This window comes from Thalassotalea euphylliae, from assembly GCF_042682785.1.
GTDB classification, from domain to species: Bacteria; Pseudomonadota; Gammaproteobacteria; order Enterobacterales; family Alteromonadaceae; genus Thalassotalea_F; species Thalassotalea_F euphylliae.
Map to the genome: position 1 here is coordinate 117,824 of NZ_JBHUIB010000002.1, position 23,746 is coordinate 141,569.

Consider the following 23,746-nt stretch of genomic DNA (forward strand, 5'->3'; position numbering starts at 1 on the left):
AAGCCGGCTTATGCCGGCTTTTTTATGTGCTCATTAATAGTAAAGACAATGGCGTAAAACTATTTCTCAGCCATCGGCCAGCCGCCAAGTTGCTTCCATGTATTCACAATTTTACAGAACAACTCTGCTGTTTTTTGCGTGTCATACAATGCAGAATGTGCTTCTTTGTTATCAAATTCGATGTTAGCTGCCTCGCAAGCTTTAGCCAACACAGTTTGGCCGTAAGCGAGGCCTGAAAGCGTCGTTGTATCAAAGCTGACAAAAGGGTGGAATGGACTGCGCTTTATGTTACAACGCTCTACTGCTGCGTTCAAAAAACCTTGATCAAATGCAGCATTGTGGGCCACCATCACCGCTCGTTGACAGCCTGCTGCTTTCATTTTTTTTCGCACCATTTTGAATATTTCTTTGAGCGCGTGAGATTCATCAACATTGCCGCGTAACGGGTGAGTTGGATCAATACCTGTGAACGCAAGTGCTGAAGGTTCCAAATTCGCACCTTCGAAGGGTTCTATGTTAAAACAAATTTCCTCGTCTGCTTCGAATTCGCCAGTTTCTTCGTTCAGTGCAAGTGTAACGGCAGCTATTTCGAGTAGTGCGTCGGTTTTTGAATTAAACCCTGCAGTTTCAACATCAATAACTACCGGAAAGTAACCACGGAAACGTTGGGCAAAGGCTGACTTTTCTTCATGGGTGGCGGAAGGCGTCGCTTCTACAGACATAACAACTTCTGTTCAATACAATTTGGTGGCCAATTATCGCAAACTTTTAAAGTAAACTCGACTGGAATGCGGTCAGGTTAGCTTATTGAAAGAAAAAAGAGTAAATTGAACTAAAGAAACCTGTTTTCGGGTCGATAAGTAGAGAACACTTTTTCCATATTGCACTGATTTATGAAAAAACTCCTATCAGCATTATTTTGTACCGTATTGATGAGTCATGCCAGCGCAGGTATTCGTCAGTACAGTGCTAATTTGGAAAATTCTCAATGGACTGTTTCTGAAAATACGCGCCTAAACTGCACGTTGTCGCATGTTATTCCTAATTACGGTGAAGCAAAGTTCACTAGTACTGCCAGTCGCCGCACGAATATGATGTTTGAGTTGGATATGCTCCGGCTACCAGATAATTATTCGTTGGCAGAAGTTCGCTCTGTAGCACCTAAATATCGACCAGGCATGAACGACTACACTATTGCTGATATGAAACTGCATAAACAGTTTGCACCAAGCCTTAACAAAAAAGTTGCTTGGACTATGCTGACTGAGTTAGAGCAGGGGATGTCACCAACGTTTTTCTACAATGATTGGTACAACGATCGAGATAAAATAGCGGTTGGTTTATCCAACGCTAGATTTAAGCGTGCTTACCATGAATTCGTAGGCTGTGTAGGTAACCTTCTTGACTATGGTATCGAAGATATTTCATATACGGTTTTAAATTACGAGTCTAACAGTGACAAGTTCACCAAAGCATCAGAGCGCCGCATGCGCATGATCAGTGACTACTTAAAGCTAGATACTGATTTAGAGTTAGTACTAATCGACGCATACTCAGATAGTTACGGCGGCCGTTGGAACAACTTAAAATTGTCAGAGCGTCGTGCCAATAAGATTCGTGAGTTTTTTGTTAACGCTGGTATCGCACCTGAGCGTATAGAGGCGACCGGTTATGGTGAAAAGCGTCACATTGCCTCAAATGATACAACGCTAGGTCGAGGTAAAAATAGACGCGTGGTGATTCAGATGGAAAAACCACAAGAGTACTAAAACGATTACAAGTAAGGGCTTGTAAGACCTGATTAATCTTGAATATGGCTGTCGATTTTGTTTAATCTACAGCCATATTTTTTTGCCCAAGAGAAATAAATGAAAAAAATAGTGTTGGGATTACTTGTCGTAGCACAGCTATTTGTTGCTCAAGCAAGTGCTAAAAACAAAGATGTTTACACTTATGCTAACTATAACGACGTTGTTATTACACATACCTACCTCGATTTAGCCATAGATTTTGAAGGCAAGGCCCTTAAAGGGTTTGCTGAAATGGATTTAACTTGGCTAGTTAAAAACAATGCACCCATTATTCTGGATACACGTGACCTTGTTGTTCATCGTGTCATGACTAAGAAAGCGGGTGGCAATTGGTTGAATGCGCCTTTTAAACTAGCTACACGTGACGGTGTGCTGGGTAGTAAGTTGACGATAAATTCGGTCGTCAAAGCTGACAAGGTGCGTGTGTATTACGAATCTACAGACAAAGCATCTGGATTGCAGTGGCTAACACCAGAACAAACCGCCGGTAAGAAATTACCTTTCATGTTCAGCCAAAACCAGGCCATTCATGCTCGCTCATGGATTCCAACGCAAGATACGCCGAGCGTGCGAATGACATACAGTGCGCGTATTTCAACGCCAGACAATGTATTGGCCGTAATGAGTGCGAATAATGATCCTGAAACAAAGCGCGACGGCGACTACTTCTTTGATATGCCACAGCCTGTGCCTGCATATCTGATTGCTATAGCAGCAGGGGATTTGGTCTTTAAGCCGATGAGCGATATTACCGGTATTTATGCAGAACCAAGCCTTGTTGATGCAGCGGTGGCTGAATTCAATGACACTCAAGCCATGATTGATGTTACCGAAGAAATGTATGGCCCTTATCGGTGGGGGCGTTACGACTTGCTTGTTTTACCGCCTAGCTTTCCATTTGGTGGTATGGAGAACCCACGTTTATCGTTTATTACACCAACCGTCATTGCTGGGGATAAAAGTCTAGTGAATCTCATTGCGCATGAATTAGCCCACTCATGGTCAGGTAATTTAGTCACTAATGAAACATGGCGAGATTTGTGGCTTAACGAAGGGTTTACCACCTATGTTGAAAACCGCATTATGGAGCGTGTATTTGGGCGTAAACGAGCCTTAATGGAACAGTCATTAGATGCGCAAGGGTTAAGCTATGAAATTGCCGAGTTAAATCCGGGTGACACACAGCTGTATATTGATTTAGCAGGTCGTGATCCAGATGATGCATTCTCTGGTGTGCCATACACCAAAGGCCAGCTGTTTCTTATTTATCTTGAACAGAAGTACGGGCGAGAAATTTTCGACGCTTTTATTCGTAAGCATTTCGATGATCACGCTTTTCAATCGCTCGGTACTGATGCATTTGTGAAATATATCAAGGCTGAACTATTAAACAAGCACCCTGGTATTGTGAGTGAGGAAGAAATTCACGAGTGGATTTTTGAGCAAGGTTTGCCGAGCTTCGTACCACGTCCTAAATCAGACGCTTTCAAAGTCATTGACCAACAAATAGCCGACTATATTGGCGACCAGTTACCACTGTCAGCACTTTCAACGGAAGAGTGGACTGTGCACCAATGGCTTCACTTTATTAACAACTTACCGCTTAACATTGGCCAAGAAAAGATGGTTGAGTTGGATAATACCTTTGGCTTAACTACCAGCACGAATGCTGAGAAAGCACATGCATGGTACTTACTTGCACTAAGAACTGGCTATAAGGCAGTGTACCCAGCAATGGAAAAATACCTTGTAGGTATTGGCCGACGTAAGCTGATTGTTCCTCTTTATAAGGCGCTTGCAGAATCTCCAGAGGGTAAAGCGTGGGCGAAAAAAGTGTATCAAGTGGCTCGCCCTGGTTATCACCCGCTGGCCCAGGGTACGGTAGATAGTATTTTAAAGTAACGCTTTAAATAGTGAGTTATGGACACAAAAAAAGCCGCGTTAGCGGCTTTTTGCGCTTTGTTATCTAAATATTATGAAAGGGAAGTCATTGTAGAAGCTTTCTAATGAATACGTTTTATAACATCCGAACTGATTCTTGCACTCCGTATTGGGAAGTCTAGAGCCAAGACTTTTTGAACGTTCTCTGAAAAAGACTAAGTTGTTGACGAGCACTTCTTCGATAGGAGGGGATGTAATAGTGATAACTTCGGTTTCATCTTTTGGCCAATATTGATATCGATCTCCCACCTTAAGCATAGGCGCTTTTTTCATTGCTTTATAAAGTTGAGGAAATGAATTACTCGTTATTTCTTGTGATTCGGTGATCAGGTTGAGTACATCCGGTAACCCTATATGTTTGTCTTTGTATGCTTTAGCGAGGTAAAAGTCAGCCTCCTGAGTGTCATGTATACCGAAAGTTCGGCTCAGATAGGCTATTCCAAGCAAGAAATTTGAATCCTTGAAGTCACCGCTAGAAGCCTGCTGTAAAAACCTTTTTCCTTTTTCTAAATCTTTAATACTTGGCTCACTAAAATAAAGTAGCCCGACTTTATATGCCGCTGCTGCGCTGCCTCTTCGGGCTGCTTTTTTTAAATAATACATGGCCTTTTGTAGGTTTTTATCGGTGCCGTATCCTGCCTGATAAAACTGACCTAACGCGGTCATTGCTTCAGTATGCCCTCGTTTGGCGGCACCAGAATAGTGTTTGAAAAGGGTTTTACATGTATCTGTTTGGCAAGCTGAAATTTTGTCCGTTGCAAATGATTTTCCAGTAAACAAAAAAACGGCTAAGCACAGTGTGATTATTTTCGTTGTTTTCATCACTTCTCCTTGAGATGTTTGTGAGACAGTCATCGTGAATGTTGAATCAGTGTTAGTTGAACCAACCAGTGTCAGTGTTGGCAAAGTGATAAAAAATTGCAGTTAATAAAGTCTAATATCAGCTGATATTATTTTATATTCTTGTTTTTAATGTCTTATTGGACGGGAAATGAGTGGAGCAGGGCATAAAAAAAGCGCCAACAGGCGCTTTTTTATGTGACTAATGTCAATGGGCGTTATTACATAAAACCTTCTTGAATGACATCCACTTGACGATAGTTGTCTTGCTCAGAAATCACAACGCGAGTGGATATTTCATCAAGATAATATGTCACGGTTAATCGGCCTCGCTTTCTCTCTTGCTCAATAGGCTCACCATAGTTGCCGGAGTAAAAAGCAATAACATCGTCTTCAGAAGCATAGGTATAGTAATTGACGATTGCTGGGTAGCCATCGATGAACTCTGCAAATACTTTTGCATCGTCTAAAATTGGTAACACAACATCGCCTTCCATCGGAATAGGGCGTTCAAAGTTGTACGCGTCAAACGCTGATTCAAAACCACTAGCCAAGCTTTCTTCGCCAGATAGAGAGTCAATAGTGCTGTCTAAGTCTGATAGCTGGTCTTGCGTGTCTTCAGCGTAAATGTCTGTAGGGCCATCTTCGACGTCAGTGGTATCAACAGCATTTAATTCATCTGCATGCATAAAGTTATCGTCGATAGACTCGTTTGTTGCTTGCTCTTCTGTAATGACTTCGTCAATCACAACATCTTCGCTATAGACATCTTCTATAGCTTGTTCTTCGATGAGCGTCTCATCACTGAGTGCTTGGTCTGCTGAGTCAATGTCAGTATCGATTACAATGTCTTCTAACGCTTCTTCAACGGCACTATCGGTCGCTTCACCGAACTCGTTTTCTTGCAATACCTCAACTTGCGTATCCATAGACTCTGTTGATTCAACAGTTTCTGTATTTTCGGATGTGACAGGGTCAGTTGATTGCGCAATTGCCGAGGGTGTATGCATCAGTGCAATAAGGGCAACAGCCGTTGTGATTTTCGCGTTCATGTAAAAAGATACTCCATAACTTTTTCAACACTGTAAAAGTTAGTGTTTACGTGGTCAACTGTTTTAAGCAAAATCCTTGAAAAGGCGGCTATTTTCCTGCTAATACACCGTGTTTATATCGATCTACCCAAAGCGCTGTCGCTCCACATATAGCGACGGGCATAACAATCAAATTCACAATAGGCACCATTGAAAACAATGCTGTTGCGATCCCAAAGCTATAACTTTGGGATTTTCGTGAATTGAGCTCATCACGCATCACATTGAAATTCACTTTATGGTTATCGAATGGGTAATCGAGATATTGCACGGCCATCATCCATGCAACGAATAAAAACCAAATCACTTGGCCAATTACTGGAATAAACCACATGATAATAAAGAAACCAATAGCACGAGGAATGTAATACTTTAGTTTGCACCATTCTCGACTTAAGGTACGTGGCACATCATTGACAATGTCTTTCAAGCTGCCGCCGGTAGTGACTCTGCCGGTTAATAAGTCTTCAACTTTCTCTGATAGCAAGCCATTAAAAGGCGCTGCTATCCAGTTGGCTGCTGCGCTAAATATAAAAGAGAAGCCAATGAGTACGGTGACTATGGCGAATGGCCATAAAAAGTATTCAATCCAAGATAACCAATCCGGCACAATAGACAGGGCTTGCGCAATATAATGTTCGATCTGGCCGAATAGCCAATAAAATGCGACACCAAAAATGATGAGGTTTATGAAAAGGGGTATCAAAACGAATCGCCTTAGCCCTCGGGTATTGATGAGGTCAAAACCCTTGAAAAAGTATCCTGCTCCTGTTTTGGCCTGCATTTTTTGTTGCTGATTTTGCATTGATATTTCTACTTTTTAGTCAATGTGCTGATTATATGATTAAACGCTTTGATTCCAAGACTTATAGCGCATTTCGATGTTACAAATTGCGTCAGCTTTTGATAGATTAAAATGATAATAATAACTTCTTCAAGGCACAGATGCGGCTAAAGCATATAAAATTAGCAGGCTTTAAATCGTTTGTTGACGTGACAAAGGTGCCTTTTCCTCACCAGATGACAGCCATTGTTGGCCCAAATGGTTGCGGGAAATCCAATATTATTGATGCTGTCAGATGGGTGCTGGGTGAGAGCTCTGCAAAGAACCTGCGTGGTGATGCCATGTCTGACGTTATCTTCAATGGCTCCACCAACAGAAAGCCTGTAGGGCAAGCAAGTGTTGAGTTATTGTTTGATAACAGCCAGCAAAATGACCATAACGCTTTTCATTTAGTGGGCGAATTAGCCAAACGAACGGAAATCTCAGTAAAAAGAGCATTGCAGCGCGACGGTACTAATCACTATTTTCTTAATGGCAGTCGTTGCCGACGAAAAGATATTACTGATGTGTTTCTCGGTACAGGTCTTGGCCCTCGTAGTTATGCGATCATTGAACAAGGAATGATCTCCCGTTTGATAGAATCAAAACCGCAAGAATTACGTGTTTTTGTGGAAGAAGCTGCGGGAGTGTCTAAATACAAAGAACGTCGCAGAGAAACTGAACTCAAGATAAAACAAACGAAAGAAAATTTGGCTCGCCTTCAAGATATTAGCCAAGAAATTGCGGTGCATATTAATGTGTTATCTAAACAGGCTGCTGAGGCACAGCACTATAAGTCTTTGAAAGCGCAAGAAAGGTCCTTGAAAACACAAGTTGCTCTGCTTGGTTTGCATACAAATGAACAACACATTGCCAATATCAAGGCAGAGTTAAAGGACCTGGGTAATTTTCAAGTAGAACAGCGGCAGCTATTGATTGAGGCAAAAGCGAACAATAGTAATCTTGATGTCAGATTAGAGGATGCGTTCAAAGAACAAGAGTCGGCTCAGCAAACACTATTCAGTAAACAGCAGACGTTAAACGAGCTCAAACAAACGCATACTTTTACACTGCAACGACATAAAAAACTCCAAGAAAAACTTAATCATATCGCACAACAAGAAGATACTGTTGACGCGCGATTGAATGAGCTAGTTCTCAATGCCGAAAAACATCAGTCCACGTTAAAAGAACAACAATTGCTGTTGAACAAATTGAATGATGAGTTGACCTTGATGCAGGCAAACTACAAAGGCACGGCAACAGCACTTGATGAGAAGCAACGTGCTTTGGCAGAGCTCCAACAGCGTTTTGCTGAACAGCAAAAACGCGACAAAGCTCGCTTGAAAATTGAGTCTGAACACATTGCAAAACAAGCTTCGTTGGAAGCGAAAGTCAGCCAGCTAAACGATGTCCTGTCAAAAACTGAGGCTGAGTTAGCAGAATTATCCGAGCAGGAAATACATAACACTGACAGTGCTCAGCAAACACTTACCCAGAATGAAAATGAACTTCAAGGGCTATTACAAAAACGGCATGCATTGTTGAACGAATTAAAGGCGCAACGTGATCAAATCCGTCATCAAGAACTGAAGTTGGCTAAACGTGAAGTCCAGCTCGAGTCGCTAAATAATCAACTAGTTGAAAGCACCCCCTGGCAGCAGAATGTGGCACCTTGGGTAGAAAAAAATAAGCAAATAATTAAAGGAAAGCTGCTCGATTACATTGAAGTAGAGCCAGATTGGCAAGACGCTGTTATTAGTTACTTAGGAGCGTGGTTAGACGCATTTGTTGTTGAAAGTGTTGCCGATAATATACCGGAACAACCTTTTTGGATGATTGATTACACACGCATACAGCGGCAGGACGTGCAAAAGGTAAATCAACAGACTCTTGCCAGCGTTTGCCACTCATCTATCGGTTTGCCTGAATGGTTTCAATATGTGCAGCTTGCTGAAAATACAGAACAAGCAGTTGAAATGCGTAAGGCCGCAGCCTCACATATCACCATTTTAACGCGTGATGGTACGGAGTTTTTGGGGGCCAGCATTTGTAAAAAAGGGCGCGAACAAACGACCAATGTGTTGGCAACCAAGTCAAAGCTAGAGGCAGACACTGCGGAATTTGGTCTTTTAGTCAACGAACTAACCAAAGCGAAAGAAAAGGAAGAGATATTGGTTGCAAAACAAGCGTCACTCGATAGCGATATAGAGCGGCTGCATGTGCATATTGACTCGCTTGGTCGACAAATTAATCTTGCTGAATCAGAAAGTGAACAACGGCAACAGAAACAGCATAAGCTTCAAACAGAAATTGCACATATTTTTTCATCAGTTCAAGACGCAAATGCACAACTAGCTGAATTAGCTGTAGCTTCTGGTCATCTATCCTCAGGTGGTGTGGGTAGTGGAGGTGTCAACGCGGATATCGACGACGATGCTACGCTGTTGGAGCGCCTTGAAAGATATCAGCTGGAAGTGAGTCAATTACAGCAGTCTGCACAAAAGAAACAATCTGATCTCAACGATAAACGCTTTGAGGCGCAACAAGTGCATTCACAGCTAAATCATATCCAAATGAGTGTGCATCAAACACAGCTGCAAATTCAGCATGAGGAAGAGAAACAACTTGAGCTCTTGAAGCAGAGAAATGAATACAGTCATGAGCTAGGTGCTTTAGCAGATGCCAGCAAATTTGAAAAAGACATAGCAAAGCTTGGATCGGAAACGGCATCACTCAATTTCACTATCCTGTCTATCAAAGATGAAGTCTCAGAAGTTAAGTCGGCAAAGCAGGTCAATCAAACGTATACGGACCAGTTAGAACAAGACTTACAAGATATGTCGGCGAATATGCAAGCGTTGACAATAAAGTTAGAACAGTACCGCTTTGAAGCCTCAAGCCTTCAAAAGGAGCTCGATGAACTCGAGGGTACAGGCATTACCCCTATGTTGATTGAACATACCAATAAAGGTGTCAGTCACTTCAAAAAGCAATTAAAAGTCACTCAAAAAGAACTACAAGCATTAGGGTTGGTTAATTTAGCGGCAATTGACGAGTTTCAGGTGCAAGAAGCGCGAAAAAATCAAATTGATTTACAAATAGAGGATTTATCTCAGGCGTTAGCCACGTTAGAATCAGCTATAGAAAAAATTGATAAGGAAAGTCGTAAACAATTTAAAGCGACTTTCGATAGAATAAATCACGATTTTTCGACACTTTTTCCTAAAGTATTTGGTGGCGGAAGTGCTTATCTATCATTGACAGACAATGACTTACTGGAGACAGGGGTGAGCATTATGGCTCAGCCGCCAGGTAAGAAAAATAGCACTATTCACTTGCTATCGGGTGGGGAGAAAGCACTGACAGCATTGTCACTGGTTTTCGCTATTTTTAGGTTAACACCAGCGCCATTTTGTATGCTTGATGAAGTTGATGCGCCGCTAGATGACGCGAACGTAGAGCGCTTCTGTAATTTGGTGCAAGAGATGTCGAAAACCGTACAGTTTATTTATATCAGTCATAACAAAATAGCGATGGAAATGGCATCTCATCTTACAGGGGTAACTATGCGGGAACCTGGTGTGTCTCGACTAGTCTCTGTAGATATTGATGAAGCAATTACCATGGCAGAAGTATCATAAACAGGCTTGATGATGGAAGATAACTTTAGAAACGCTCTTATAATTATCAGTGCACTTGTAATAGCCGCAATTTTTATTCACGGCTTGTGGACAATAAGAAAAAACAAAAATCCATATAAATTAAAAACCAGCAACTCCAAAGTTGAACCGTTGACACGTGATTTTGATAGCTCTGGCTTTGATCAGGACGGTGTAAGTGAGCCTCGTGTAATAAAGCCTACAGCACTGACTGGGGAAATTGATAATCCGCCAGAAGAAAATGAAATCCCTGATCAGCCGGCTCCTGCACCTACATTTAATGATGAGCCACTGCCTTGTGACTTAGAGTTGACTTCTGAACCTATGCCAGAGCCTGTATCTGAGGCTTTGTCAACAGAACAACCACCCATGCCACCAGCGGATGTGCCTGTTGAAGCGCCTGTTGTTGAAGAAAAACCGCTATATGACGAGCCTGTTATTCACGCAAAACCAAAGTCGCAAGTCAATGCGGCAAAAAGTAAGAAAGCTAAAAAAGACTCGTTAAAGAAAAACCAAATTGAGTTGGACTTTGATTTAATGTCAGAGCAGCGTAAAGAGCCTAGCATTGGTGGGGCCGACAGCGAACCCGCACTTAAAAAAACAGAGCTTGAAACAGAGGTGCTTGTTTTGTCCGTCGTGATGTCACAAGGTCAAGTGATGTCAGGCGCAGCACTGCTTCCAAGCTTGCTCACTTTAGGTATGAAGTTTGGTGATATGGACATATTTCACCGTCATCAAGACAATGCTGGCAATGGTAAGGTCACCTTTAGCCTTGCGAATATGATGAACCCTGGCACATTTGATCTTGATAATATGGAAAACTTCACAACGCAAGGTGTTAGTCTATTTATGACGATGCCAAATGCTGGTGATGCGTTTGAAGTGTTTGAGCAAATGCTAGCTGCGGCAAAACAACTTGCTCAAGAGTTTAATGCACAAGTGCTTGATGACAAGCGCAGTGTAATGACTAAACAAACCGAACAACACTATGTTGGGCGTATCCGCGAATATGAACGGAAAAGCAGAATCGCAAACGCCTAACGCAAAGCCTCCAGTTGGAGGCTTTTTCACACATAGAAAAGAATAAACTTATGTCGTCTACTACCGCCAAACAACAACTAGAGAAAATTGTCTCGCAAATTCGTCAATACAATCACGAATACTATGTGCTCGATAACCCGAGTGTACCGGATGCAGAATATGACCGCTTAATGCGGGAGCTCAATGCAATTGAAGCCGAATTCCCCGAATTAAAAACAATAGATTCGCCCAGCCAAAAAGTGGGCGGTGAAGCATTGGCTGCATTTTCTCAGGTTACGCATCAGTTACCAATGTTGTCATTGGACAACGTGTTTTCAGAGGAAGAATGGCAAGCATTTATTAAGCGTATTCAGGACCGATTAAAAACGTCGCGAGATTTTGCGCTTTCAGCAGAGCCGAAACTTGATGGCTTAGCTGTCAGTTTACGTTATGAGCAAGGTATTCTTGTTCAGGCAGCAACTCGAGGAGATGGTACAACGGGGGAAAACATCACAGAAAATATTCGTACGATTAAATCTATTCCTTTGAAATTAATGGGCGAAGGTTACCCTGATGTGCTTGAGGTACGCGGCGAGGTATTTATGCCCAAAGCGTCATTTGAAAAAATTAACGAAGCGGCTGTTAAGAAGGGTGAGAAAACGTTTGCTAATCCGCGCAACGCGGCGGCCGGTAGTTTACGTCAGTTAGACTCTAAAATAACGGCAAAACGTAATTTGGCATTCTACGCTTATGGTCTCGGCTATGTCAGTAACGAGGGGCAGAGCTGGTTAGCTAACTCACATTACCAGCGTTTAGTGCAACTAAAAACACTTGGTCTGCCTATGTGCCCAGAGGTACGGTTGTTAAATTCAGCCTCAGAATGCCAAGCTTTTTATCAAGATATTTTATCGCGCCGTGATTCACTCAGTTATGAGATTGACGGTACCGTATTGAAGGTCGATGACGTATCACTTCAAGACCAGTTGGGTTTTGTTGCTCGTGCACCTCGGTGGGCCACGGCGTACAAATTTCCGGCGCAAGAAGAGCTTACTATATTAGAAGACGTCGAGTTTCAGGTAGGGCGTACTGGGGCAATTACCCCTGTGGCTAGATTAAAACCTGTTTTTGTTGGTGGTGTGACCGTGAGTAACGCAACACTGCACAATCAAGACGAGATTAACCGTTTAGGCATTAAAGTAGGCGACACAGTCATTATTCGCCGAGCCGGTGATGTTATTCCGCAAGTGGTGAGTGTTGTGCAGGACCGTCGTCCTGACGATGCAAAAGACATTGCATTTCCGACGACTTGCCCGGTATGTGATTCTGCAGTTGCTCGTCAAGAAGGTGAAGCGGTAGTTCGATGCACAGGTGGCTTGGTGTGCGGGGCTCAACGTAAAGAGGCCATAAAGCACTTTGCTTCTCGAAAAGCATTAGATGTTGATGGTTTGGGCGACAAGCTTGTAGAGCTAATGGTTGATGAAAAACTGATTGAGTCGCCGGCTGATTTATTTACGTTAAGTGAGCTACAAATTAGTAGCTTAGACAGGATGGGAAAAAAATCAGCAGAGAAGTTGGTAAAAGCGCTTGATGAGGCTAAACATACAACACTGCCTCGCTTTATTTATGCGTTGGGTATTCGAGAAGTCGGTGAGGCGACCGCAGGTAATTTAGCACAGCATTATTTAACGCTTGATGCTATTCGAACCGCTTCGGCTGAATCGTTGCAGGAGGTGCCAGACGTAGGTGCTGTAGTTGCTAAAAATATCGTGACCTTTTTTGCTCAGGAGAATAACCAAGAAGTCGTGGAAGCGCTGCTTGCTGCTGGCCTTCATTGGCCTGAAATTGATGTAAAAGACGAAGCTGAGCAGCCACTATTAGAACAAACTTATGTATTAACTGGCACACTAAGCCAGATGGGGCGAAGTGAAGCCAAAACAAAGCTACAAAATTTAGGGGCGAAAGTCTCTGGTAGCGTATCAGCCAAAACAAGCGTGTTAGTGGCGGGTGAAAAAGCGGGTTCCAAATTAACTAAAGCGCAAGAACTTGGTGTACAGGTGATGACAGAGGATGAATTAGTAACTTTGTTTGCAGAGCATGGGGTATAGTCGTGCAGGATGTTTTAATTAATCTTGCACAGTGGGTTCGACCTTATCAGAGCCAATGTGCAATGGCTATTGTTGCCACGTTGCTAGTGCTATTCGGGGGAGAAATTTCAAAAGCGATCAGACAACTGATACGTCACCAGCACCTTATGATCAGAACGTTTATTTTTGTTCTTGTTTGTGCTTTTGGGTATGGTGCCTTGACTATATGGTTGTCGAAAGTGCTTACTCAATGGATCGCCATTATTCCAGATGTATATTTGGCGCCGACAGTACTGTCAGTGTTTATGTTACTTGGCTTGTACGCTCAAAAGCAGAAACAAATATAGGGAGAACACGTGAGAATAGATAAAATAATAGCGTTATGCGGCCTAGTTATCAGTTTTCAGGTCATGTCTGCGCCCTTTGGCAATGCACCAGGAGCAACAGAAAAGACGGCTAAGGTAGAAACTCAAGTGACAACTATTTTGCTACAACCAAAGAAAATCAGTGACTCTTCAGGTCTGGTTTATGTTGGTGGGTATGTGCAAGAAAGTTCTCTTACAAGCTATTTATCACAAATGGACAATACCCTCGGCAAAGAGTTTGTTATATATCGAGCAGGGCAACAAAAGCGTGATCATAATCAATTTCACATCACGCTTGTTAATCCTTTTGAGTTCAAAGCGTTAACAAGTGAACAACAAACACAGTTATTAGCCAATAAAAAATCAATCAAGGTTAACCTTCTTGGCTTAGGTAGTGTGAAAAGTGACAATGGGCGTGCATTTTTTGTTGTGGCGGAGTCTGAACAAGGGCAGCAGCTGCGAAATAGCTTGGACCTAGCGGATAAAGACTTTCATGTGACGTTGGGTTTTTCACCGAGTGATATACATGGTGTCAAAAAGGATAAGTCGACATTGCTAAATAAATAACTGTCGATGATAAAGAGGATTGTGAAGATGTTTACCTTGAAGAAATTAGCGAGCGTACTGGCGGTATCACTGATTGTTAGTGCTTGTTCAACGTCATCAACTGGACGTCAGCAAATAACTTTATTTGCAGATGCTGAGCTCGACAAAATGGGTGTTCAGTCGTTTGAACAGCTAAAAGCACAGGAAAAAGTATATACACATAAACCAACCAATGATTATGTTAAGTGTGTTGCCGATGACATCGTGAAATATGTGCCGACAAAAGCTTATAGCGGAACATGGGAAGTAGTAGTCTTTGATTCTGAGCAAGTCAATGCGTTTGCGCTACCAGGCGGAAAAATAGGTGTTTATACTGGCATTCTAGAGGTGGCGACAACGCCTGACCAACTTGCTGCCATTATAGGGCATGAAGTAGGACATGTAGTTGAGCGCCACTCAAACGAGCGTATGTCGTCAAGCCAGCTTGCACAAGTAGGTATGCAAGTGGCTGATGTTGCGCTGAAATCTCAAAATGTACAGTATTCCAATGAAATTATGGCGGGCCTTGGCTTAGGTGTGCAGTATGGCGTATTGATGCCTTACAGCCGAGCTCACGAAAGTGAAGCGGATATAGTTGGCCAGCAGTTAATGGCAAAGGCAGGGTATAACCCAAGTGCTGCGATCGATTTATGGAAGAATATGGCTAAGCTAAGTAAAAATTCGCCACCTGAGTTTATGTCGACGCACCCATCAAACCAGACGCGTATTAACCATTTGAATGACAACCTTATAAACGTGAACAGTATTTATCAAAGCGCGAAAAAAGGCAGTTGTAAAAAGGCATAGCATTCAACTCTGGGGTAACCCCAAAAACAAAAAACTCGCATTAAGCGAGCTTTTTTTTACACTTGAATAAATTAGTCTTTCAAATGGTGAAAGTCGATGTTTTCGATATTACGACCCGCTTCAGGGTCATTGAATGTATCCGTATCGAATTGGTCCTCTGATTTACCCACAATAACCGTAACCATGCTGTCACCGGTAACATTGACGGCGGTTCTTGTCATATCTAGTAAACGGTCAACACCAATTATTAACGCAATACCTTCTACAGGAAGGCCTACTTGTTCTAGCACCATAGCAAGCATAATTAAACCGACACCTGGCACACCGGCAGTACCAATTGATGCAAGAGTAGCGGTTAATATTACGGTTAGGTAATCAGCGAGCGTTAAGTCTTGGCTAAATACCTGCGCGATAAATACTGTTGCTACACCCTGCATAATTGCAGTGCCATCCATATTGATAGTCGCGCCAAGTGGAACCGTAAATGATGCAATGGAGTTGTTTACACCCATTTTCTTGGTTGTCGTTTCCATTGTGACTGGAATAGTGGCATTACTGCTTGAGGTGGAGAAGGCGAATATCGCGGTATCTCGCATCTTTTTCAGGAAAGTAACTGGATTTAGGCCAGTAAAGACTTTTAGTAAAACAGGGTAGGTAATAAATGCATGAATGATGAGTGCAAAGAATACAACAAGGAAGTAAACAATTAAGTTACCAAAAGTCTCTATAGATAAGTCAGTAAACAAGCCTGCCAATAAGCAGAATACACCGTAAGGGGCCACATTCATTAAAATAGTGACTAAACGCATGATAACTTCATTCATGTCTTGAAAGATGCTTGCAATGCGCTCACCCGCTTTGCCTGATAGGGCCATCGCAATACCAAATAGCAACGCGAAAACAATAACTTGTAGCATATTTCCTTGAGCAAAGGCAGTGAATGGGTTGCTTGGGAACATATCAATGAGTACGGTCGCTAATGAAGGTGCCTCCTTACTCGTAAAGGTGGTTTCAGCTGTCATGTTGACGCCTTCACCTGGGCTAACAATCATCGCAAGTGTCATCGCAAAGCTAATAGCTATCGCGGTTGTGATTAGATATAGGCCAACGGCTTTACCGCCAATTTTACCTAATTTAGTGGTATCCCTTAACGAACAAGTACCGCAAATTAACGACACAAAAACGAGCGGAACGACGAGCATTTGTAAACTTGAAATGAAGATTTGACCGATAACCTCGAAGACACCGTCAACGAAAAATGCACGTACAGAAAAATCAAAGAGGTAGAGTGGTATAACGAGGTCTGAGCCGTTGGGCATTAACCACTGTAGGAAAGCGCCTACTAAAATACCAGTAACCATACCGGTAACTATGCGGCGCGTAAGACTTGAGTGTTGATCTGTTGCCATAATTTTGAAATTTAAACCATTTTTTATTGTTTATTTTAATCGCTCAGCAAAGAGTAACAACTTAATTAAACAGAAAAAACTAAATTAATTGCTTAAGTATAAAGGCTTTTTGCAATTAGGTAGTGACGTTTTCAACATTTATCAGTTAAGATGAGGTCGATCTATAATAAAAATTGCTCATGGAGATGACAGTATGGAGCTGTTTCGACGCTTAAGTTTTACCATGCTACTTTTGACGTTAGTTGCTTGTGGCGGTGGTGATGGTGGTCTAAGTAATGGAGATAACCCAGATCCTGGTGATGATAACCAAACCGATCCAATTACAATTTCACTTTCGCTCTCTAGCTCAGATGTCTCAGCGACATCACCTATCGAGTTAACTGCTACCGTTACACAGGATAATGAGCCTGTAGCGAACAAACTTGTAACTTTTGGAGTTAATGATCCGGAGCTCGCATTATTCAACCCAGAGAATGGCGCTGCATCGACGAATGAAGAAGGTATAGCGACTATACAAGTCGTGGTCGGCACAAAAGCTGGAGCTGGCGAGTTGACGGCTTCAGTAACCGAGGAAAGCGGTGATTCCGTTTCATCGAGCATTGTTTTCTCAAGTGCAGGTGATGGTGATGCTGTGTCTGGGCCTGAAGTATCGACATTAACAATATTTGCTGAGAGCCAGCAAATAGCATCGAGCGGTGCTCAGCAAGTTAAAATTACAGCCCTTGTGAAAGATGCTAATAATAACTTAGTTGAAGGGGCTTCAGTTAGTTTCTCGGCGACGTCTGGACAAATAGAAGTAGAGAAAGCTGTAACAGAGGCTGACGGTTTAGCTTCTGCAGTCTTGAAAACAAGCAATGAACCTGAAAACCGAGTCATTACTGTAGCAGCGTCTTCCAATATCGTCTCTGATGAAGTCGATGTTCAAGTTGTCGGTACTTCTATCCAGTTAAGTGGCTCATCTGCGCTAGCTATTGGCGATGAAACGAGCTATGTACTAAACCTTCTTGATAGTGATGGTAATGGTATTTCTAATCAAACCGTAAATTTGTCGTTAACTAATGCTGATGGAGCGCAAATCGACATTCCAGAATCGGTAACGACAGATTTTACGGGGCAGGCATTATTTAATGCGACTGGCGTAACTGGTGGTTCCAATGCTATCCGAGCTGAATCACTTGGAGCATCAGCAAGCTTGACTGCGTCAGTGCAATCAGATTCTTTTTTATTCACATTGTTCGACAATGGCGAGGTGCCTGCTGTAGACCCGTCTAGTTCTGCGGTGCCTGATGTAGGACTTTCTAGTTCAGCCGAAATCACGTTAACTTGGCTGCGTGACGGTTCACCAGTACCTGATGGCACACCTGTAGAGTTTACAACAACACGCGGGATAGTATCTACTTCAAATGGCACCACAGTAAATGGGCAAGCTACCGTAACAATACAGGCGAGTGATGCTGGTTTGGCCGTAGTTACATTTACTGGTAATGATGGTGATATTTCACTTTCTAATCAACTTTCATTCGAGTTTATTGCTGAAACTGTTGACACCATCGTGGCACAAGCATCACCAGCGTCCGTCGAACCAAGTGGTGATACGTCAGTTATTTCAGTCACTGTCAGGGATGCAAATGACAACCTGGTCAAAGGAAAGGTTATAGACTTCACGCTCGATGATACCAATGGTGGATCTATTTTCCCTGCTACTGCTATTACCGACAGTAGCGGAAATGCTTCTACTGTGTACACCTCTAACGCTGTGTCATCACAAGATGGTGTAACAGTTACTGCTACGGTTAGGGATAACCCTGCGAAACAAGATTCAGTGCATTTAACAGTCGCAGGTCGAGAACTATTCTTAACGTTAGGAACGGGTAATACGCTAGAGGAACCAGATCAAACGATATACAACAAGCAATACAGTGTATTTGTGACTGATGCTGACTCAGCACCAGTTGAAAATGTTAATATCACAGTTACTGCTATACCTAAATATTATTATAAGGGGTATTGGACGAAGTCATTTGATGAGACGGGCAGTTTCGTTGCGTGGGTGCCGACATCAGATAATCCAGATACTGATGACATATTCGAGGAATCTTCTACTCCGCCTTTCGATCTTACTCGCTGTGAAAATGAAGACAGAAACTTTAACGGTATCTTGGATGAAGGAGAGGATACTAACGAAGATGGAATACTGACCCCTGGCAATGTTGTATCAGCAACAGGAGAAGTAACGACTGATAGCCAAGGTCGTGCCATCATTGATATACGTTATCCGCAAAGTTACGGCTTATGGGCAGACATAGACTTGCAAGTAACCGCTCGCGTGACAGGTACAGAAAGTAGCGAGTTTACTTTATTCACGTTGGATGTTTTAGCGTCGGATGTAACTGATGAAGATGTTACACCACCAACGCAAGGTGTAGGTTTGAAAGGTCCATTCGGTGGAATACAAGACTGTAGCACAGCAGAATAGACGAATTGTATTTTTATATAAGTAGCCCCGTATGGGGCTATTTTTTTGCCTAAAATTATTCCAGTTACAAACTATTCCTTGTTTACTTCCTCAGCATCTGTATAATGCGCCGCTCAATGTTGACCAAGTGGTCTAACATTGCGATTGAGCTGGGGTATATCCGCCCAATAGACTTGCCCGAGCAGCGCCAGTGCTGCTTTCGAGAATGTGTGTAAAGTCTTCTTGGTGGTGTCCTCGATGTTGTACCGCAGGATTTCCTGCCAAGAGATAAAATACGATGAGTGAACAAAACTTAGCCTCTGTAGGCTTTGACGCTTTAGGCTTGCCTGAAAATATCCTTTCTGCCTTAAATAAATTAGGTTTTGAATCTGCTACGGCTATTCAAGCGCAAACGATTCCGCCTTTACTAGACGGCCGCGATGTACTTGGTGAGGCCCAAACAGGTACCGGTAAAACAGCCGCATTCAGTCTTCCTGCATTAGCGGCAATTGATGTGTCAATTCGCAAGCCTCAGCTTATGGTGCTAGCACCAACGCGTGAGCTAGCTATTCAAGTGGCGGAAGCAATAGAGTCGTTTGCTGCGCATATGAAAGGCCTTCGTGTTGCTACACTTTATGGTGGTCAGTCATATGGTCCACAGTTCCAACAATTAGAGCGCGGTGCGCAAGTGGTGGTTGGTACACCTGGTCGCCTAATGGACCATCTTCGCCGTAAGAGCTTAAAACTGAATGAACTTAAGCTTTGCGTACTTGATGAAGCCGATGAAATGTTAAATATGGGCTTCCTAGAAGATATCGAGTGGATCTTAGAGCATATTGATTCGTCTACTCAAATGGCACTTTTCTCAGCAACTATGCCGCCTGCTATTCGTAAAGTAGCAAATCGTTTCTTAAAAGATCCTGAACATGTAAAAATTGCTGCGGTGAAAAAAGCGAAAGCCAACATTGCACAGTTTGCATGGAAAGTGAGTGGTATCAATAAGCTAACGGCATTAGAACGTATCGCTGAAACGTTTGATTACGACGCTATGATTATATTTGTGCGCACACGTAATGATACGGTTGAGGTCGCTGAAAAGCTGGAGCGTCAAGGCTACCCTGCATTAGCATTAAATGGTGATATGAACCAAGCGCAACGTGAGCGCACTGTAGATCAAATTAAGTCAGGTCAATCTTCTATTCTTATTGCTACAGATGTTGTTGCTCGTGGCCTAGACATACCACGTATCGACCTTGTCATTAACTACGATTTGCCAGGAGATAACGAGTCTTACGTTCACCGAATTGGTCGAACAGGCCGAGCAGGGCGCAGTGGTACTGCTATTTCTTTTGTGCGTCCGCGCGAAATGTACCTACTTCGCCAATATGAACGTTTGACCTCAGGTGTGATTAATAGCTTTGAATTACCAAGTATTCAAGAAATTGGTAAAAAGCGTATTGCTAAAACACAAGAGCAGTTAATGGCGCTTATTTCTGATAAAGATTTATCAGGTATGCGTGAAATACTAGAAGGGATGACTGCAGATTCCGATACATCAATGTTAGATATTGCAGCAGCACTTTTGTATATGAAGCAACTTAAACAGCCTCTGCAACCAAAAGAAGACCCTAAACCGCGTCGTGAATTTAATGACCGTGGCGATCGTCGCGATGGTAAACGCCGCAATATGCGTGATGGTCAAGGACGTGCTGAACGCGGAGAGCGCCCACAACGCAAACCACGTGCAGCTCGTCAAGACGTAGATTGGCAAACCTATCGTCTAGAAGTTGGTAAAGCGCATGGTGCTAAACCTGGCGACATCGTTGGCGCAATTGCTAACGAAATTTCATTAGACAGTAGCTACATCGGGCAAATTAGTCTGCATGAACGCCATAGCTTGGTTCAACTGCCTACAGGAATGCCACCTGCTTCATTTAAGCAATTAAAGCGTGTGCGTGTTCGTCGTCAAGCGTTAGAAATATCTGTATCTGAGGCCCCTATCGTCAGTGATAAACCTCGCAGAAAAGAGCGCAGAGCTAACTAAATATCTCAATTTTAAAAAGGTGCTTCGGCACCTTTTTTCTTGTCTACACCCTCATAAAATATCGGCTGTACATTTATGTGTACAACCCGTCTGCGCGCCTTATATAGCCTGCTGAAGGGTTGGCTTAAATAACACCAAACATTACGTAAATAAGCATTTACATAACTGGTTTGCTTATGAATGTCCTGATACTTTTTCTTCAGTGTATAGCTGTGAATAATAAAGCCATTACACATGTCGAGAGAGATAATTATGAGTGAAGTAAACAACCCACTAAATTTATGTGGCATTGAATTTACTGAATTTGCTACACCAGATAGCGACTTTATGGAAAAAGCGTTCCATGGCTTTGGTTTTTCAAAAGTTAAGAAGTTCAAAGGACGTGATATTGATTATTTCAATCAAAACGATATCCACTTTTTACTTAACAATGAACAAGCTGGTTTTTCACGTGACTTTGCAAAGGCGCATGGTCCTGCGATTTGTTCGATGGGGTGGCGTGTAGCAGACGCACAATTTGCGTTTGAAGAAGCCGTTAAGCGTGGCGCGAAATCAGCGCAAGATGCACCTAACAAACTTCCATATCCAGCGATTTATGGTATTGGTGATAGCCTTATTTACTTCATTGAAAAATTTGGTGATAAAGGTTCGATTTACAACGACGATTTTGAACCATTAGCCGAACCTACATTGGTTGAAGATAAAGGCTTCCTAGCGGTAGATCACCTAACGAATAATGTCTACCAAGGCACTATGGAGAAGTGGTCAAACTTCTACAAAGAAGTCTTCGGTTTTACAGAGGTGCGCTACTTCGACATTAAAGGTGAGAAAACTGCTCTAGTATCTTACGCATTGCAATCTCCGTGCGGTAACTTCAGTATTCCAATTAACGAAGGTAAAGGTACCAACAATAACCAAATCGATGAGTACTTAGATGAGTACAATGGCCCAGGTGTTCAGCATTTAGCCTTTATCACAGAAGACTTGGTAGGCTCTTTGGATCGTATCGATGGCGACATTATCGATACGTTGAACATCGTTCCTGAATATTACGATGATGTTTTCGACCGTATCCCTTGGGTGAAAGAGGACAAAGAGAAAATTAGAGCGCACCAAATTTTGGTAGATAGCCAAAAAGAGAACTCTTATTTACTTCAAATCTTCACTAAGAATATCTTTGGTCCAATTTTCATTGAGATGATTCAACGTGTTGATGACAAAGGATTTGGTGAGGGCAACTTTACTGCATTATTTAAGTCAATTGAATTAAACCAAATGGAACGTGGTGTTTTATAACTGACCATAGTCCAATGACGAAAAAGCCGGCTTTATGCCGGCTTTTTTATGCTTATGTAGCTGTGACTACTGTTGCTACATCTTCTCCATTTGTTCAATGAGAAAAGCTGAAATCTCTGCACCAACTTTTAACGTTTGTTCAGAGCTAATAGCACCTCGACCAGAACTGTCTGTGAATGGCGCTATCTCCATCATATCGGCACCTGTAATAGGGTATAAAGCCGCTAATGATTTGATAACCGCCATCGCTTCCTCAGGCGTTAAACCATCTTCTTCAGGCGTGCCAGTTGCCGATGCAAATTCTGCATCAAGTGCATCAATGTCAAAGCTCACATAGAGTTCATCTATTTCTTGATCGGCTAACTGCGCTTTTATGTTGTTGATAACGCGTTCAATGCCCACTTCGCGTACTTCTTTTGCCCAGTGCTGCTTGACGCCAAAAGTAGACTCCCAGTGTGATTTAGGTTTACCACTTGAACGAATGCCCACTTGAATCAAATGATGAGGTTCATGAAGGTCATCTAAGATATGTGTGCACCAAGAACCGAAACATAAGTCAATGCCCAGACGCTCTACCAGTAAATCAGTATGTGCATCAAAGTGGATAATGGCCGCTCTTTTGCCTGCTTTTTTCTTTGCTTGAAGGTAAGCTTTGGTTAGCGGGTAACTGATTGAGTGGTCGCCACCAATAGCAAAAATGCCCTTATCAGGGTTTTGCGCATAAAAATCGTGCAAAACTTTTTCAGTAATAGATAGTGGGCTAACACCATGCACACTATCAGCGCTGCCATAGAGTGCTTTTCTGCAATTTGCAATGGTTGCTTCATTCAAGTACTTGTCGTGCAACAAATGCGGTATAACGCGCACGTCTCCGAGGTCAAAGTAATTAAGGTTCGGGTATTGATTCAATAGTGTTGAACGAAGAAAAAGCGGTCCCCAGTTGGCGCCACGCAATATGCCACCACCACAATCAGAAGCAATGCCTAGCATGACTGCTTTTTGCTCGCCATTGTATTGCTTAAGTTTTTGTTGCCAGATATCAACAATATCTGTTGTAAAACCATACATAGCTTTATGAAGTTGTTCTTTTCTTTCCTTGGCGGTGTTAACCGTGAATACGCCATTCCCTGGTGGACATAAACATTCACTTACCTTGTTTATAAAGGTTTGATTAAATCCTGTCATAGTGTCACTCGTGCTGAAATAAATTGTTAAGCGAAAAGATGAGTTTTATGAAAACAGAGGAGTGTTCTTTTGCTGGGGAAATTTACTAACCCATGCAATTTAATTCTTATAATCCCCTTACACTTTGGAGCAAAGTCTATTATGATGCGCCCGAAAATGCGGTGAATATTATAGCGAAATAAGGCATTTAGGTGAACCAAATAAAATATTTACTTGTCACCTTGCATATTTATAGATATATCTACTAATAGTTATCTGATTGATAATTTGCTAATTAAAAATTGGATTTTGAAGTAAGCCAACACTCCACGTAGCTCGCACAACGAGT

17 protein-coding genes are annotated in these 23,746 nt (G+C 42.4%); 11 read left to right on the top strand and 6 right to left on the bottom strand.

Translation table 11 applies throughout. The annotated features are described in order from the left end of the window. Window positions 1-59: 59 nt before the first annotated feature. Window positions 60-722 carry a ribonuclease T gene (gene rnt / locus ACFSJY_RS06630; protein WP_386032464.1) on the bottom strand — a complete coding sequence of 221 codons (663 nt, stop codon included), beginning with the start codon at window positions 720-722 and terminating at the stop codon, window positions 60-62. Window positions 723-893: 171 nt separating this feature from the next. Here rnt and ACFSJY_RS06635 point away from each other — a divergent pair, with 171 nt between their 5' ends. Together ACFSJY_RS06635 and ACFSJY_RS06640 are read left to right on the top strand one after the other, a co-directional pair. Continuing rightward, the gene (locus tag ACFSJY_RS06635; protein ID WP_386032466.1) at window positions 894-1,769 is read left to right on the top strand and encodes a flagellar protein MotY; all 876 of its coding nucleotides are present in this window, start codon (window positions 894-896) and stop codon (window positions 1,767-1,769) included. 99 nt (window positions 1,770-1,868) lie between these two features. Next, complete coding sequence (locus tag ACFSJY_RS06640) at window positions 1,869-3,713, top strand: M1 family metallopeptidase (RefSeq protein ID WP_386032468.1); 1,845 nt, start codon at window positions 1,869-1,871, stop codon at window positions 3,711-3,713. 60 nt (window positions 3,714-3,773) lie between these two features. On the opposite strand, the gene ACFSJY_RS06645 is transcribed toward ACFSJY_RS06640, so the two are convergent. The 3 genes from ACFSJY_RS06645 to cysZ form a co-directional block, all read right to left on the bottom strand. After that, complete coding sequence (locus tag ACFSJY_RS06645) at window positions 3,774-4,574, bottom strand: tetratricopeptide repeat protein (protein WP_386032471.1); 801 nt, start codon at window positions 4,572-4,574, stop codon at window positions 3,774-3,776. Between the two features lie 239 nt (window positions 4,575-4,813). Beyond that, window positions 4,814-5,644 carry a hypothetical protein gene (locus ACFSJY_RS06650; RefSeq protein WP_386032473.1) on the bottom strand — a complete coding sequence of 277 codons (831 nt, stop codon included), beginning with the start codon at window positions 5,642-5,644 and terminating at the stop codon, window positions 4,814-4,816. 88 nt (window positions 5,645-5,732) lie between these two features. Beyond that, window positions 5,733-6,488 carry a sulfate transporter CysZ gene (gene cysZ / locus ACFSJY_RS06655; protein WP_386032475.1) on the bottom strand — a complete coding sequence of 252 codons (756 nt, stop codon included), beginning with the start codon at window positions 6,486-6,488 and terminating at the stop codon, window positions 5,733-5,735. Window positions 6,489-6,628: 140 nt separating this feature from the next. Between cysZ and smc the strand changes: the two genes are divergently transcribed. The 6 genes from smc to ACFSJY_RS06685 are packed head-to-tail and all read left to right on the top strand — an operon-like array spanning window position 6,629 to window position 15,029. Next, on the top strand, window positions 6,629-10,150 hold the full coding sequence (gene smc / locus ACFSJY_RS06660) for a chromosome segregation protein SMC (protein WP_386032477.1): 3,522 nt from the start codon (window positions 6,629-6,631) through the stop codon (window positions 10,148-10,150). Between the two features lie 12 nt (window positions 10,151-10,162). After that, the gene (gene zipA / locus ACFSJY_RS06665; protein ID WP_386032706.1) at window positions 10,163-11,209 is read left to right on the top strand and encodes a cell division protein ZipA; all 1,047 of its coding nucleotides are present in this window, start codon (window positions 10,163-10,165) and stop codon (window positions 11,207-11,209) included. Between the two features lie 50 nt (window positions 11,210-11,259). Continuing rightward, a complete protein-coding gene (gene ligA, locus ACFSJY_RS06670; protein WP_386032479.1) occupies window positions 11,260-13,293 on the top strand; it encodes an NAD-dependent DNA ligase LigA in 2,034 nt (677 codons plus the stop codon). Window positions 13,294-13,295: 2 nt separating this feature from the next. After that, on the top strand, window positions 13,296-13,619 hold the full coding sequence (locus ACFSJY_RS06675; protein WP_386032481.1) for a DUF3392 domain-containing protein: 324 nt from the start codon (window positions 13,296-13,298) through the stop codon (window positions 13,617-13,619). A gap of 9 nt (window positions 13,620-13,628) precedes the next feature. Then, on the top strand, window positions 13,629-14,204 hold the full coding sequence (locus ACFSJY_RS06680) for a 2'-5' RNA ligase family protein (protein WP_386032483.1): 576 nt from the start codon (window positions 13,629-13,631) through the stop codon (window positions 14,202-14,204). Between the two features lie 27 nt (window positions 14,205-14,231). Then, the gene (locus ACFSJY_RS06685; protein WP_386032485.1) at window positions 14,232-15,029 is read left to right on the top strand and encodes a M48 family metallopeptidase; all 798 of its coding nucleotides are present in this window, start codon (window positions 14,232-14,234) and stop codon (window positions 15,027-15,029) included. 71 nt (window positions 15,030-15,100) lie between these two features. Here the strand turns inward: ACFSJY_RS06685 and ACFSJY_RS06690 are convergent, their stop codons facing one another. Continuing rightward, on the bottom strand, window positions 15,101-16,438 hold the full coding sequence (locus ACFSJY_RS06690) for a dicarboxylate/amino acid:cation symporter (RefSeq protein ID WP_386032487.1): 1,338 nt from the start codon (window positions 16,436-16,438) through the stop codon (window positions 15,101-15,103). A 193-nt stretch (window positions 16,439-16,631) separates the two neighbouring features. Between ACFSJY_RS06690 and ACFSJY_RS06695 the strand changes: the two genes are divergently transcribed. From ACFSJY_RS06695 to hppD, 3 genes are all read left to right on the top strand, one after another. Next, window positions 16,632-18,914 (top strand): Ig-like domain-containing protein, encoded by a 2,283-nt coding sequence (locus ACFSJY_RS06695; RefSeq protein WP_386032488.1) that lies wholly within the window; start codon window positions 16,632-16,634, stop codon window positions 18,912-18,914. Window positions 18,915-19,191: 277 nt separating this feature from the next. Continuing rightward, window positions 19,192-20,937, top strand: a complete 1,746-nt coding sequence (locus ACFSJY_RS06700) for a DEAD/DEAH box helicase (protein WP_386032490.1) — start codon at window positions 19,192-19,194, stop codon at window positions 20,935-20,937. Between the two features lie 252 nt (window positions 20,938-21,189). Further along, complete coding sequence (gene hppD / locus ACFSJY_RS06705) at window positions 21,190-22,233, top strand: 4-hydroxyphenylpyruvate dioxygenase (protein WP_386032493.1); 1,044 nt, start codon at window positions 21,190-21,192, stop codon at window positions 22,231-22,233. Window positions 22,234-22,308: 75 nt separating this feature from the next. Here the strand turns inward: hppD and ACFSJY_RS06710 are convergent, their stop codons facing one another. Continuing rightward, complete coding sequence (locus tag ACFSJY_RS06710; RefSeq protein ID WP_386032495.1) at window positions 22,309-23,418, bottom strand: arginase family protein; 1,110 nt, start codon at window positions 23,416-23,418, stop codon at window positions 22,309-22,311. Window positions 23,419-23,746: the final 328 nt, after the last annotated feature.

Excerpts from the sequence above, each read along its gene's own strand:
- rnt (WP_386032464.1), bottom strand. The coding sequence starts at position 722 with ATGTCTGTAGAAGCGACGCCTTCCGCCACCCATGAAGAAAAGTCAGCC.
- ACFSJY_RS06635 (WP_386032466.1), top strand. The coding sequence starts at position 894 with ATGAAAAAACTCCTATCAGCATTATTTTGTACCGTATTGATGAGTCAT.
- ACFSJY_RS06640 (WP_386032468.1), top strand. The coding sequence starts at position 1,869 with ATGAAAAAAATAGTGTTGGGATTACTTGTCGTAGCACAGCTATTTGTT.
- ACFSJY_RS06645 (WP_386032471.1), bottom strand. The coding sequence starts at position 4,574 with ATGAAAACAACGAAAATAATCACACTGTGCTTAGCCGTTTTTTTGTTT.
- ACFSJY_RS06650 (WP_386032473.1), bottom strand. The coding sequence starts at position 5,644 with ATGAACGCGAAAATCACAACGGCTGTTGCCCTTATTGCACTGATGCAT.
- cysZ (WP_386032475.1), bottom strand. The coding sequence starts at position 6,488 with ATGCAAAATCAGCAACAAAAAATGCAGGCCAAAACAGGAGCAGGATAC.
- smc (WP_386032477.1), top strand. The coding sequence starts at position 6,629 with ATGCGGCTAAAGCATATAAAATTAGCAGGCTTTAAATCGTTTGTTGAC.
- zipA (WP_386032706.1), top strand. The coding sequence starts at position 10,163 with ATGGAAGATAACTTTAGAAACGCTCTTATAATTATCAGTGCACTTGTA.
- ligA (WP_386032479.1), top strand. The coding sequence starts at position 11,260 with ATGTCGTCTACTACCGCCAAACAACAACTAGAGAAAATTGTCTCGCAA.
- ACFSJY_RS06685 (WP_386032485.1), top strand. The coding sequence starts at position 14,232 with ATGTTTACCTTGAAGAAATTAGCGAGCGTACTGGCGGTATCACTGATT.
- ACFSJY_RS06690 (WP_386032487.1), bottom strand. The coding sequence starts at position 16,438 with ATGGCAACAGATCAACACTCAAGTCTTACGCGCCGCATAGTTACCGGT.
- ACFSJY_RS06695 (WP_386032488.1), top strand. The coding sequence starts at position 16,632 with ATGGAGCTGTTTCGACGCTTAAGTTTTACCATGCTACTTTTGACGTTA.
- ACFSJY_RS06700 (WP_386032490.1), top strand. The coding sequence starts at position 19,192 with ATGAGTGAACAAAACTTAGCCTCTGTAGGCTTTGACGCTTTAGGCTTG.
- hppD (WP_386032493.1), top strand. The coding sequence starts at position 21,190 with ATGAGTGAAGTAAACAACCCACTAAATTTATGTGGCATTGAATTTACT.
- ACFSJY_RS06710 (WP_386032495.1), bottom strand. The coding sequence starts at position 23,418 with ATGACAGGATTTAATCAAACCTTTATAAACAAGGTAAGTGAATGTTTA.